Source organism: Variovorax sp. UMC13, assembly GCF_014170375.1.
Classification (GTDB): Bacteria; Pseudomonadota; Gammaproteobacteria; order Burkholderiales; family Burkholderiaceae_C; genus Variovorax.
Window position 1 is genome coordinate 13,909 of record NZ_LZZW01000030.1, and the last position, 12,822, is coordinate 26,730.

12 protein-coding genes are annotated in these 12,822 nt (G+C 70.8%); 9 read left to right on the forward strand and 3 right to left on the reverse strand.

Features of this window, described 5'->3' with window-relative positions:
* Positions 1 to 29: 29 nt before the first annotated feature.
* Entirely contained in the window at positions 30 to 1,121 is a 1,092-nt protein-coding gene (gene ychF, locus A9977_RS23615) for a redox-regulated ATPase YchF (RefSeq protein ID WP_183027291.1), read from the reverse strand.
* A gap of 218 nt (positions 1,122 to 1,339) precedes the next feature.
* Here ychF and A9977_RS23620 point away from each other — a divergent pair, with 218 nt between their 5' ends.
* The 6 genes from A9977_RS23620 to rbsD are packed head-to-tail and all read left to right on the forward strand — an operon-like array spanning position 1,340 to position 7,360.
* Positions 1,340 to 2,293, forward strand: a complete 954-nt coding sequence (locus A9977_RS23620) for a sugar ABC transporter substrate-binding protein (protein ID WP_183027292.1) — start codon at positions 1,340 to 1,342, stop codon at positions 2,291 to 2,293.
* A 32-nt stretch (positions 2,294 to 2,325) separates the two neighbouring features.
* A complete protein-coding gene (locus tag A9977_RS23625) occupies positions 2,326 to 3,906 on the forward strand; it encodes a sugar ABC transporter ATP-binding protein (RefSeq protein WP_183027293.1) in 1,581 nt (526 codons plus the stop codon).
* Entirely contained in the window at positions 3,903 to 4,895 is a 993-nt protein-coding gene (locus A9977_RS23630; RefSeq protein ID WP_183027294.1) for an ABC transporter permease, read from the forward strand. The genes A9977_RS23625 and A9977_RS23630 overlap by 4 nt, the downstream gene beginning before the upstream one ends.
* A 16-nt stretch (positions 4,896 to 4,911) precedes the next feature.
* Positions 4,912 to 6,006 (forward strand): LacI family DNA-binding transcriptional regulator, encoded by a 1,095-nt coding sequence (locus A9977_RS23635; protein ID WP_183027295.1) that lies wholly within the window; start codon positions 4,912 to 4,914, stop codon positions 6,004 to 6,006.
* On the forward strand, positions 6,003 to 6,971 hold the full coding sequence (gene rbsK, locus A9977_RS23640; protein WP_310936183.1) for a ribokinase: 969 nt from the start codon (positions 6,003 to 6,005) through the stop codon (positions 6,969 to 6,971). The genes A9977_RS23635 and rbsK overlap by 4 nt, the downstream gene beginning before the upstream one ends.
* Positions 6,968 to 7,360 carry a D-ribose pyranase gene (gene rbsD / locus A9977_RS23645; RefSeq protein ID WP_183027296.1) on the forward strand — a complete coding sequence of 131 codons (393 nt, stop codon included), beginning with the start codon at positions 6,968 to 6,970 and terminating at the stop codon, positions 7,358 to 7,360. The genes rbsK and rbsD overlap by 4 nt, the downstream gene beginning before the upstream one ends.
* 3 nt (positions 7,361 to 7,363) lie before the next feature.
* On the opposite strand, the gene A9977_RS23650 is transcribed toward rbsD, so the two are convergent.
* A complete protein-coding gene (locus A9977_RS23650) occupies positions 7,364 to 8,245 on the reverse strand; it encodes an MOSC domain-containing protein (RefSeq protein ID WP_183027297.1) in 882 nt (293 codons plus the stop codon).
* 79 nt (positions 8,246 to 8,324) lie between these two features.
* Here A9977_RS23650 and A9977_RS23655 point away from each other — a divergent pair, with 79 nt between their 5' ends.
* The 3 genes from A9977_RS23655 (at position 8,325) to A9977_RS23665 (ending at position 12,083) form a co-directional block, all read left to right on the forward strand.
* Positions 8,325 to 9,461, forward strand: coding sequence for an FAD-dependent monooxygenase (locus A9977_RS23655; RefSeq protein WP_183027298.1), 1,137 nt, complete (start codon positions 8,325 to 8,327; stop codon positions 9,459 to 9,461).
* Between the two features lie 115 nt (positions 9,462 to 9,576).
* Positions 9,577 to 10,290, forward strand: coding sequence for a DsbC family protein (locus tag A9977_RS23660; protein ID WP_183027299.1), 714 nt, complete (start codon positions 9,577 to 9,579; stop codon positions 10,288 to 10,290).
* Complete coding sequence (locus tag A9977_RS23665) at positions 10,290 to 12,083, forward strand: M61 family metallopeptidase (RefSeq protein ID WP_183027300.1); 1,794 nt, start codon at positions 10,290 to 10,292, stop codon at positions 12,081 to 12,083. The genes A9977_RS23660 and A9977_RS23665 overlap by 1 nt, the downstream gene beginning before the upstream one ends.
* Positions 12,084 to 12,230: 147 nt before the next feature.
* On the opposite strand, the gene A9977_RS23670 is transcribed toward A9977_RS23665, so the two are convergent.
* Positions 12,231 to 12,782, reverse strand: coding sequence for a DUF2325 domain-containing protein (locus A9977_RS23670; protein WP_183027301.1), 552 nt, complete (start codon positions 12,780 to 12,782; stop codon positions 12,231 to 12,233).
* Between the last annotated feature and the right edge of the window lie 40 nt (positions 12,783 to 12,822).

Here is a 12,822-nt window from a genome sequence, read left to right on the forward strand (position 1 = left end):
CGCGCGGGCTCCGGCCCGCACGCGGCCGCTCAGGAGCTGAACAGGAAGTTCATCACGTCGCCATCCTTGACGACGTAGTCCTTGCCTTCGGCGCGCATCTTGCCCGCGTCCTTGGCGCCCTGCTCGCCCTTGAAGGCGATGTAGTCGTCGAAGGCGATGGTCTGGGCGCGGATGTAGCCCTTCTCGAAGTCGCCGTGGATTACGCCGGCGGCCTGCGGGCCGGTGTCGCCGATGTGGATGGTCCAGGCGCGCACTTCCTTCACGCCGGCGGTGAAGTAGGTCTGCAGGCCCAGCAGCTTGTAGGCCGCGCGGATCAGGCGGTTCAGGCCCGGCTCGTCCTGGCCGATCTCGGCCAGGAACATGGTCTTGTCCTCGTCGTCCATCTCGGACAGCTCGGCTTCGATCTTGGCGCAGATGGCCACCACGGGCGCGTTCTGCTTGGCCGCGTACTCGCGCAGGCGGTCGAGGTAGGGGTTGTTCTCGAAGCCGGTCTCCGACACGTTGCCCACGAACATCGCGGGCTTGGCGGTGATCAGCGTGAAGCTCTTGACCAGCGGCTGCTCTTCCTTGCTGAACTCCAGCGCGCGCACCGGGATGTTCTCGTTGAGCGCCTTCTGGCAGCGCTCGAGCAGGCCCACCAGCTTCTGCGCATCCTTGTCGCCCGAGCGCGCGACCTTGGTGTGGCGGTGCAGCGCCTTCTCGACCGTGGCCAGGTCGGCCAGGCAGAGTTCGGTCTGGATCACCTCGATGTCGGAGATCGGGTCGACGCGGCCGGCCACGTGGATCACGTTGTCGTCGTCGAAGCAGCGCACAACGTTCACCGTGGCGTCGGTCTCGCGGATGTGCGCGAGGAACTTGTTGCCCAGGCCTTCGCCCGTGCTGGCGCCGGCCACCAGGCCCGCGATGTCGACGAACTCGACGATCGCCGGGACGACGCGCTCGGGGCTCACGATCTGGCTGAGCTGGGCCAGCCGCGGATCGGGCACCTCGACCACGCCGGTGTTGGGCTCGATCGTGCAGAAGGGGTAGTTCTCCGCAGCGATACCGGCCTTGGTCAACGCATTGAAAAGGGTGGATTTACCGACGTTGGGCAGGCCGACGATGCCGCATTGCAAACTCATGGGAGGTCCTCTTGGGTAACCCACGATTTTAGGCGGTCCCGCGTGTCCCCCGGGTGGCACGCCCTTCGGCGCACCGCGCACAACCCTGCGGAACGCCTGCCGCGTAGGGGTTTGACCCGATTAGCAAACGTTTGCGCAAACGTTTCCGTCGACTAAGATCACGGCCCCGGCCAAGACCGGTGCCCCCTCGCCGCTCACCCAACCCTGGAGACATCACCATGAAGTTCACCCGCCGTACCCTGCAAGGCGCCGCCGCCCTCACGCTCCTGGGCGCCATCGCCGGAACGCCCGCCTTCGCCCAGGACAAGCCCAAGGTGGCGCTGGTCATGAAGTCGCTGGCCAACGAGTTCTTCCGCACCATGGAAGACGGCGCCAAGGCGCACCAGAAGGCGCATGCCGCCGAGTACACGCTGGTCGCCAACGGCATCAAGGACGAGACCGACACCTCGGCCCAGATCAAGATGGTCGAGCAGATGGTGGCGCAGAAGATCAACGCGCTGGTGATCGCGCCGGCCGATTCGAAGGCGCTGGTGCCGGTGATCAAGGCCGCCATCGACAAGGGCATCCTGGTGGTCAACATCGACAACCAGCTCGACGCCGCGGCGCTCAAGGAAAAGGGCATCCAGGTGCCCTTCGTCGGCCCCGACAACCGCGCCGGCTCCAAGCTGGTGGGCGATGCGCTGGCCAAGGAACTGAAGGCCGGCGACAAGGTCGGCATCATCGAAGGCGTGTCGACCACCTTCAATGCGCAGCAGCGCACGCTGGGCTACCAGGACGCGATGAAGGCCGCCGGCATGACGGTGGTGGGCGTGCAGTCGGGCCAGTGGGAGATCGACAAGGCCAACACGGTCGCGGCCGGCATGCTGCGCGAGCACCCCGACCTCAAGGCCCTGCTAGCCGGCAACGACAGCATGGCGCTGGGCGCGGTCGCGGCGGTCAAGGCCGCGGGCAAGACCGGCAAGGTGCTGGTGGTGGGCTACGACAACATCGGCGCCATCAAGCCGATGCTGAAAGATGGCCGCGTGCTCGCCACCGCCGACCAGTTCGCCGCCAAGCAGGCCGTGTTCGGCATCGAGACCGCGCTCAAGGCCATCGCCGACAAGAAGAAGCAGGCGGACATGCCCGCCGCGGTGAAGACCGACGTGGTGCTGGTCACCAAGGACAGCAAGTAAGCCGCCAGGCCCGCCGACCGGACGCCCACACCTTGACTTCATCCCCCGCCGCCCCGACGGCCACCCCGGTGCTGGCGCTGAGCGCGCTCGGCAAGGACTATGCGGCGCCGGTGCTCGACGACGTCTCGCTGGTGCTCAACGCCGGCGAGGTGCTGGCCCTCACGGGCGAGAACGGCGCCGGCAAGAGCACCCTGTCGAAGATGATCTGCGGCCTGGTGCAGCCCACGCGCGGCCGCATGCTGCTCGACGGCCAGCCCTTCGCGCCCGGCTCGCGCCGCGAGGCCGAGCGCCTGGGCGTGCGCATGGTGATGCAGGAGCTGGGCCTGGTCACCACGCTGTCGGTGGCCGAGAACCTGCTGCTCGACCGCCTGCCGCACCAGGCCGGCTGGGTCCGGCGCAACCGGCTGCACGAACTGGCCGCGCAGCAGCTGGCCAAGATCGGCATGGCGCACATCGACCCGGCCACGCCGGTGGCGCGGCTGGGCATCGGCCAGCAGCAGATGGTCGAGATTGCGCGCAACCTGCAGGACGACACGCGCGTGCTGGTGCTCGACGAGCCCACCGCGATGCTCACACCGCGCGAGACCTCGCACCTGTTCGAGCAGATCGACCGGCTCAAGGCGCGCGGCGTGGCGATCGTCTACGTCTCGCACCGGCTGGAGGAACTGCAGCGCATCGCCGACCGCGTGGCGGTGCTGCGCGACGGCCGGCTGGTCGACGTGCGGCCGATGGCCGGCGTGCGCGAAGCCGAGCTGGTCCAGCGCATGGTCGGGCGCGCGGTGCACGAGCACGAAGGCCGCGCGCGCCGCGTCGCCGGGCCGGTGCTGCTGAGCGCCCGCGGCCTGGGCCGAGCCCAGGCGGTGCGCGATGTGGACCTCGACCTGCATGCCGGCGAGGTGATGGGCCTGGCCGGCCTGGTCGGCTCGGGCCGGACCGAGCTCGTGCGCCTGCTGTTCGGTGCCGACCGCGCGGACCGCGGCGGGATCACGCTGCACGAGAACGGCCAGGCGACGCAGCCGGCGCGCCAGGGCTGGCGCTCGCCGATGCAGGCGATCCGCGCGGGCATCGGCCTGGTCACCGAAGACCGCAAGTCGCAGGGACTGCTGCTCACCCAGTCGATCCGCGTCAACGCCACGCTAAGCGACCTGGGCGCGATCTCGCGCGGCGGCTGGCTGCTGCGCGCCAAGGAGCGCGGCATCGCCCAGGGCCTGGTCGAGCTGCTGCGTGTGCGCTCGCGCAGCATCGAACAACCGGTGGCCACGCTCAGCGGCGGCAACCAGCAGAAGGTGGTGTTCGCGCGCTGGCTGCACCGCGAATGCAAGGTGCTGCTGCTCGACGAACCCACGCGCGGCGTGGACGTGGGCGCGCGCGCCGACCTCTACGCCGAACTCGACCGCATGACCGACGCCGGCAAGGCCCTGCTGATGGTCTCGAGCGACCTGCGCGAACTGATGGCCATGTGCGACCGCATCGGCGTGATGAGCGCCGGCCGGCTGGTCGCGGTGTTCGAGCGCGGCCAGTGGAGCGAGCAGTCGCTGCTGGCCGCCGCCTTCAGCGATGCCACCGGGCACGCTGCCTCCCCTTCCTCCACGGCCACGGCCGACACACCATGACCGCTGCCTCCCCCGCCACCGCTTCGCCCGCCCAGCCTTCCGCCCTCCGGGGCCAGCTCGGCACCTACCTGGGCCTGACGGCCGTGCTCGTGGGCATGATCGCGCTGTTCGGCTCGATGAGCGAGTACTTCCTCACGCGCGACACCTTCCTCTCGATCGCCAACGAAATCCCCGCCTTGGCCGTGATGGCGGTCGGCATGACCTTCGTGCTGATCATCGCGGGCATCGACCTGTCGGTGGGCTCGGTGCTGGCGCTGAGCGCGGCCGTCACCGCCGCCGCCATCCTCCAATGGAAGCTCTCGGTGCCCGTGGCCGCGGTGCTGGGCCTGCTCACCGGCCTGCTGTGCGGCACGGTCACGGGCGCGGTGTCGGTGGCCTGGCGGCTGCCGAGCTTCATCGTCTCGCTGGGCATGCTCGAGGCCGTGCGCGGCGGCGCCTACCTGGTGACCGACTCGCGCACCCAGTACGTGGGCGATGCGATCTCCGGCCTGGCCGCGCCCTGGATCGGCGGCATCTCCGCCGCCTTCGTGCTGGCCGTGCTGCTGGTGGTGGTGGGTCAGACGGTGCTCACGCGCACGGTGTTCGGCCGCTACGTGGTCGGCATCGGCACCAACGAGGAGGCGATGCGCCTGGCGGGCGTGGACCCGCGCCCCATCCGCATCATCGTGTTCGCCGTCACCGGCCTGCTGGCCGGGCTCGCGGGCCTGATGCAGTCGGCGCGGCTCGAGGCGGCCGACCCGAACGCCGGCGTGGGCATCGAGCTGCAGGTGATCGCGGCCGTGGTGATCGGCGGCACCAGCCTCATGGGCGGGCGCGGCTCGGTGATCAACACCTTCTTCGGCGTGCTGATCATCGCGGTGCTCGAGGCCGGGCTGGCCCAGGTGGGCGCCAGCGAGCCGAGCAAGCGCATCATCACCGGCGCCGTGATCGTGGTGGCCGTGATCATCGACACGCTGCGCCAGCGCCGCGCCGACCGCCGCCTGGCCTGAAGGAAGCGGCACCGCCATGGCCACCCTCAAGGACGTCGCGCTCGAGGCGCGGGTTTCCGTCACCACCGTGTCGCACGTGGTCAACGCCACGCGCCATGTGAGCCCCGCGGTGCGCGAGCGCGTGGAGCTCGCCATCCGCGCGCTGGGCTACGTGCCCAACGCGATGGCGCGCAGCCTGAAGAGCAACACCACCTCGACGCTGGGGATGCTGATCCCCAACTGCTCGAACCCCTACTTCGCCGAGATCGTGCGCATCGTCGAAGACCGCTGCTTCGGTGCCGGCTACACGCTGGTGCTGTGCAACACCGACGACGAACCGAACCGCCAGAGCGTCTACCTGCAGGTGCTGGCCGAGCGCCGCATCGACGGGCTGATCGTGGTGTCGACCGGCCCGGCCGACGACGACTCGCTGGTGCGGCAACTGCACGGCCTGCGCGTGCCGACCGTGCTGCTGGACCGCGAGATCGCCGACCCGACCTGCGACCTGGTGGAAACCGCGCACATGCAGGGCGGCCTGCTCGCGGCGCGGCACCTGCTGTCGCTGGGCCACCGGCGCATCGCCTGCATCGGCGGGCCGGTGAGCGTGGCGCCCAGCGAGCAGCGCATCGAAGGCTGGCGCCTGGCGCTGGCCGAGGCCGGCGCGACGCCCGACCCGGCGCACGCCGACGCGCTGCTGTGGCGCGGCAGCTTCACCAGCCAGAGCGGCTACGAGGCCATGCACGCGATCCTGCGCACCGCCGAGCGGCCCTCGGCCGTGTTCGCCTGCAACGACCTGATGGCCATCGGCGCGTTGCGCGCCGCGCACGAGAGCGGCGTGCACGTGCCCGACGAGATCTCGATCGTCGGCTTCGACGACATCGAACTCTCGGCCTACACCAGCCCGCCGCTCACCACCGTGGCCCAGCCCAAGGAGCGCATCGGCGCGTTGGCGGTCGACATGCTGCTCGAACGCGTGGGCGGCCAGCGCCGCGACGCGCGCAAGGTGGTGCTGCAACCCGAGCTGTGCGTGCGCGGCTCGACCGCGCGCCATGCGAATTTCCGCGACGCGGCCGTGCCCGCGCCGGCCCCTGCTTCTTCCGCCACCTCTTCCCGAAAGTCCCGCACCCCGTGAGTCCGACGTCTTCTTCCCGCCCCAGCCAACCGGCACCGCGCATCGTGGTGCTCGGCAGCCTCAACATGGACCTGGTGCTGCGCGTGCCGCACGCGCCCGCCGCGGGCGAGACCCTGCAAGGCCATTCGATCGCCACCATCCCCGGCGGCAAGGGCGCGAACCAGGCCGTGAGTTGCGCGCGCCAGGGCGGCCAGGTGCGGATGATCGGCTGCGTGGGCGACGACGCGCATGGCGCGGCGCTGCGCGAGGCGCTTGAAGACGACGGCATCGACACCGCCGCGCTGCGCACCGTGGCCGGCGAGGCCACGGGCACCGCGCTGATCCTGGTCGAGGACAGCGGCCAGAACCGCATCGTCATCGTGCCCGGCGCCAACGCCCGGGTCGAACTCGACGAGGCCGCGCTGCAGCCGCAGCTGCAGGGCGCCGCCTTCCTGGTGACGCAGTTCGAGACGCCGATGGCGCCGGTGCTGCGCGCCGTCGCGCTGGCCCACGACGCGGGCTGCAAGGTGATGCTCAACCCCTCGCCCATGCAGCCGATCCCCGACGCGCTGTGGACGCAGGTCGACACGCTGGTCGTCAACGAAATCGAGGCCGAGGCGCTGTGCGGCCTGGCCGCCGACACGCCGCAGCAAGCCGCCGCCGCCGGCCGTTCGCTGCGTGCCAAGGGCATCGCGCGCGTGGTCGTCACGCTGGGCTCGCGCGGCGCGGTGGCGGTCGATGGCGACGGCGCGCGCCACCATCCCGCGCCGACCGTGCAGGCGGTCGACACCACGGCCGCGGGCGACACCTTCCTGGGCGCGCTGGCCGTGGCGCTGGGCGAAGGCCAGGCCTTCGACGCGGCGGTGCGCCTGGGCATCCGCGCCGCTGCGCTGTGCATCCAGCAGCCCGGCGCCCAACCGTCCATCCCGCGGCGCGACGCCGTGCTGCGCCAAAGCCCTCTGCCCCCCGACTGGAGCACGCTGTGAAACGCTCGCCCCTGCTGCATGCCGAACTGTCCCAGCTGATCGCCTCGATGGGCCATGGCGACATGCTGGTGCTCGGCGATGCCGGCCTGCCCATTCCCGCGGGCCCGCGCCGCATCGACCTGGCCGTGGCGCGCGGCGTGCCGCGGCTGGCCGACGTGCTGGGCGCGGTGCTGTCCGAGCTGCAGGTCGAAGGCATCGTGGTGGCCGACGAGGCGCTGGGCACCGACGGGCAGCTGCCCGGCTGGTACCCGCAGGCGCTGGGCATCGCGCCGCAGACCGTGTCGCACGAGGCCTTCAAGCAGCGCAGCGCCCAGGCCCGCGCGATCGTGCGCACGGGCGAGTGCACGCCTTACGCCAACATCATCCTGATCGCCGGCGTAGCGTTCTAACTCTCACTCGAACCGGTAGTTCGCGTCGACGGACTGCCCCACCTTGAGCAGGTGCTCGACCCCCTCGAGCACGATGCAGTTCATGCCGAAGGTGATCGCACCGTCGACCCGCGCGTTGGCGCGGTAGGTGCGCAGCATGTCGTTGACCTCGGGCGTCGAGACGGCGGTCAGCGGATCGATGTCGGGGATCGGGCAGCGCGGGCAGGGCTTGGCCGGCTGCAGCCGCGCCTGGCCTTCGGCGGTCGCCACGTGCATCGTCTCGACCCGGTCCTCGTCCTGCGCCTCGAGGCCGGCCAGCACGATGTTGGGCCGGAAGCGCGCCATCGTGACCGCGGCATGCCCCGCAGCCAGCAGCTTGTCGTTGAGCTCGGCCAGCGAGGCCTCGCTCGTGACCAGCAGCGGGAAGCCGTCGGCGAACTGGTTCTCGGCCTCGACGCCGTCGGTCCAGGCCATGTTCGACAGCCGCTTCTGCTCGGGGTCGAAGCGCACCAGGCGCAGCGCCTGCGGCCGGCCGGGCTCCGAGAGGAAATCGCTGAACCACTGGGCCGCGATGTCGCCCATGTCGTAGGCCGCCACCTCGTCGCGCCACACCTTGACGCGCACGGGCTTCTCGACCCGGTCGAAGGCGACGTGCAGCGCCAGCATGCCGGGCGCGCGCAGCACCATCTCCATGTGCTTCAGGGTCGGCTGGACCAGCGCCATGCGGGGCAGCTCGCGCTGGGTCACGAACTCGCCCTGCGCGTCGACCACCATCCAGGCACGGTCGAACTCCAGCCCGGTCTCGGTCAGCAGCACCTCGGGCAGCTCGACCCCGGCGCAGGACTTGATCGGGTAGACGAAAAGGCGCGCGATGGTGGCGCGCAGGTCGAAAGCGGAGTCGGTCACGGTCGGAACCTCAGGACGGCGAAGCGGCGATTGTCCCCGGTTCCCGCGGGTGCGCAGGGCGCCTGCCTACAATGCCCCGATGGCCCTTTCCCCCGAGGTTTGCATTCGCGGCGCCGGCATCGTCGGACGCACATTGGCGCTGCTGCTGGCGCGCGAACGGGTGCGCGTCGCGCTCGTCGCGCCCGAGGCAGCCACTCTCCCCGAACACACCACTCAGGACGTGCGCGCCTACGCGCTCAACGCGGCGTCGAAGATCCAGCTCGAGTCGCTGCGCGCCTGGCCCGATGCGGCCCACGCCACGCCGGTGCGCGAGATGCGCGTCAACGGCGACGACGGCGGCCGCGTGCGCTTCGATGCCGCGGCGCAGAAGGTCGAGGCGCTGGCCTGGATCGTCGACGTGCCCGCGCTCGAGCGGCAGCTGGCCGACGCGGTGCGCTTCCAGCCGCTGATCGACGTCGTGTCCGCGCCCGTGAGCGCGGCCCTGACCGTGGTCTGCGAAGGCAAGGCCAGCGCCACCCGCGAAGCGCTGGGCGTGAGCTACGAGGTCACGCGCTATCCGCAGCACGCCATCGCCGCCCGGTTCGACGCCGAGCGCCCGCACGACGGCATCGCGCGCCAGTGGTTCAACGACCGGGGCGAGGTGCTGGCCCTGCTGCCGCTGGGCGGCGCCGGCGGCCGCTCGCTGGCACTGGTCTGGTCGGTCGAGCAGCTGCGCGCGCCCGCGCTGCTGGCGCTGGGCGCCGAGGAATTCGACGCCGCGGTGCGCGAAGCCAGCCACGACGCGCTGGGCGCGCTCACGCTGACCAGCGAACGCGCCGCCTGGCCGCTGCAACGCGCCATCGCCGACCGCTGGACCGGCCGCTTCGCGGGCGCCGACGGCAAGGCCTGGGCACTGGCCGGCGACGCGGCCCACACCGTGCATCCGCTGGCGGGCCAGGGCCTGAACCTGGGCCTGGCCGACGTCGCCGTGCTGGCCGAGGTGATCCAGGGCCGCGAATACTGGCGCAGCGTAGGCGATGCGCGCCTGCTGCGCCGCTACGAACGCGCGCGCCGCACCGACGTGCTGTCGATGAGCCTGGCGACCGACGGCCTGCAGCAGTTGTTCGCCCACAGCGCCGACCCGCTGCCGGCCTTGCGAAACTGGGGCATGCGCGGCTTCGATCGCACGCGCCTGCTCAAGCACTGGATCGCCGGCCATGCCATGGGCGCACGGTGACCCACCCCCGATGCGCCTGCGGCGCCTCCCCCTCAAGGGGGCGACACCAGCGGCCCGGCGAAGCCGGTTCCGCGCTGTCCCCTGAACCATCGACCTCGTCAACGATCGATCGAACATGAAGAAAACCCTCCGCATCCTCTTCGCCGCGCTCGCGCTGGGCAGCACGCTGGCGGCCGTCGCCGGTGAAGCCGACATCCGCAAGAACCTGGCCTCGCGCATTCCGCAGTTCGCCAACATCGACGAGGTGAGCAAGACCCCGGTCGCGGGCCTCTACGAAGTCCGCATCAACGGCTTCGAGATCTACTACACCGACGAGCAGGGCAACTACCTGCTGCAGGGCAACCTGATCGACGTGCAGGCGCGCCGCAACCTGACCGAGGAACGGGTCGAGAAACTCAGCACGGTCGACTTCGACAAGCTGCCCTTCAAGGACGCGTTCAAGATCGTGCGTGGCAACGGCAAGCGCAAGCTGGCGGTGTTCGAGGACCCGAACTGCGGCTACTGCAAGCAGTTCGAGCGCGAGATGAAGAACGTCGACAACGTCACGGTCTACCTGTTCCTCTACCCGGTGCTGGGACCGGACTCGAACGTCAAGTCGCGCGATATCTGGTGCAGCAAGGACAAGGCCAAGACCTGGGACGACTGGATGAGCACCGGCGCCAAGCCCGCCACGGGCAGCTGCGACACCGCGGCCCTGCAGCGCAACATCGAGTTCGGCCGCAAGTACAACATCACGGGCACGCCGACCGTGATCTTCGCCGACGGCAGCCGCGCCCCGGGCGCGATCCCGGCCGCGCAGGTCGAGAAGATGCTCGCAGCGGCCAAGTGATGGCCGGCACCGAGGCCATCCACTTCCGCGTGGAATGCGCGGACCCGCACGCGCACCTGTTCGCCGTCACGCTGACCATCGCCTCGCCCGCCGCGCTGCAGCGCGTGGCGCTGCCGGTGTGGATCCCGGGCAGCTACCTGGTGCGCGAGTTCGCCAAGAACCTGCAGCAGTTGCGCGCCACCCAGGGCCGGCGCAAGGTGGTGCTGACGCAGCTCGACAAGCACAGCTGGCAGACCGACTGCGTGGCCGGCAAGCCGCTGGTGCTGCGCTACGAAGTCTGCGCCTACGACCACTCGGTGCGCACCGCCTGGCTCGATGCCGACCGCGGCTTCTTCAACGGCACCAGCCTGTGCCTGCAGGTGGACGGCCAGACCGGCCTGCCGCATGCGCTGGAGATCGTGGCGCCCGCGCCGGCCGCCGGCCGTGCGCGCTGGCAGTGCGCCACCGCGCTGTCGCCCGCCCGGGTCGACGCGCGCGGCTTCGGCCTCTACCGCGCCGAGAACTACGACGAGCTGGCCGACAGCCCGGTCGAGCTGGGCGATTTCTGGAGCGCCAGCTTCGAGGCCTGCGGCGTGCCGCACCGCTTCGTGGTGGCGGGCGCGACCGCGGCCTTCGACAGCGAACGCCTGATCGCCGACACGCAGGCGATCTGCGAGACGCTGATGCGCTTCTGGCACGGCGACAAGGTGGGCAAGCGCGGGGGCGGCAAGCCGCCGCACGACCGCTACGTGTTCATGCTCAACGCGGTCGACGACGGCTACGGCGGCCTCGAGCACCGCCACTCGACCGCGCTGATCTGCACGCGCCACGACCTGCCGCAACGCGGCGCCAAGAAGCAGCCGGAGGGCTACACCACGCTGCTGGGCCTGATCAGCCACGAGTACTTCCACACCTGGAACGTCAAGCGGCTGCGGCCTTCGGAGTTCGAGCGCTACGACTACGCGCAGGAGAACTACACGCGGCTGCTGTGGTTCTTCGAGGGCTTCACCAGCTACTACGACGACCTGCTGCTGCGCCGCGCCGGCCGCATCGACGACGCGACCTACCTCAAGCTGCTCAACAAGACCATCAACCAGGTGCTGCAGGCGCCCGGCCGGCAGGTGCAGTCGGTGGCCGAGGCCAGCTTCGACGCCTGGGTCAAGTACTACCGCCAGGACGAGCAGACCGCCAACCAGACCATCAGCTACTACACCAAGGGCGCGCTGGTCGCGCTGTGCCTGGACCTCACGCTGCGGCGCGAAGGCCATGGCACGCTCGACGAGGTGATGCGCCTGCTGTGGACGCGCAGCGGTGGCGGCCCGATCGACGAGGCCATGGTCGCGGCGGCGCTGGAATCCGTGGGCCAGCGCTCCTTCGCGACCGAGCTCGCGCAATGGGTTCACGGCACCGGCGAACTGCCTTTGTCGGAGCTGCTGCGCGCCCATGGCGTGGCCACGCTCGACGACCCGGCGCAGCGCGCCCAGGCGCTGGGCCTGCGCGTGGCCGAAACCAACGGCAGCGTGCAGGTGAAGGTGGTGCTGCGCGGCAGCGCCGCGGAAAAGGCCGGCTTCTCGGCCGGCGACGAATGGATCGGCATCGAGCTGCCCGCGGCCAAGGGCCGGCCCGCGCAGGGCTGGCGCCTGGCCAAGCTCGACGACCTGGCGCTCTACCTCGGAGATGCGCACAAGAAGGTGACGGCGCTGGTGGCCCGCGACAAGCGCCTGCTGCGGCTGGCGCTCACGCTGCCGAGCGGCGAGACGACCTGGCGCTTGTTTGCGCAGGACGCCACCAAACTTTCGGCCTGGCTGAGCTGACCCACCCCCGATGCAGCGCACTTCGTGTCGCTGCCTCCCCCTCAAGGGGGCGACACCTGCAGCCCGGCAAAGCCGGTTCTGCGGTGTCTCTGGTATTCGGGCCCAGCGGTTTCACGCGGTGCGGCCCTGCGCCCGCACCTTGAGACGCTAGGAACCGACCGTCTCCCCGCGCCGCACGATCCGGATCGGCTGCTCCTGCCCCACCAGCACGCAGGGCTTGCCGGTGCGTCGGCAGTGGTCCTGCACGCGCCAGTAGGCGCCGTGGCTCATGCAGCCGGTCTGGCAGATCACCAGGTCGGCCGCGCGCAAGCTGGCCTCGAGCGCGGCGGCGTCGACGTCGTCCTGGCCGTCGTGGTGCAGGAAGCGGCCACCCGCGATCTCCACCAGCTGGCGCGCCATGGCCGACGCCTCCTCGGCCCGCCCCACGCACAGCACCGCCTTCTCGCGCAGGTCGGCCTCGGGCAGGGAGGCGCGCGTGGCGCGGCGGCGCGCGGGCAGCAGCAGGTTCTGCAGGCGCTTGGGCAGTGACACGCCGCTGGCCGGCGCCGCCAGCGCCTCGCGCACCATGGCCAGCGCCGAATCGCGCACGATCAGCGCGGCGCGCAGCCGCACGATCTGCGCGGCCTGTTCGGCCAGCAGGCGCGAGCAGCGCTCCTGCGCCCGGGCATAGGCGCGCAACAGGACGGCGTTTTCTTCCATGGCAACTCCAAATCGTTGGTTCATTCTAGATGCGAATTAT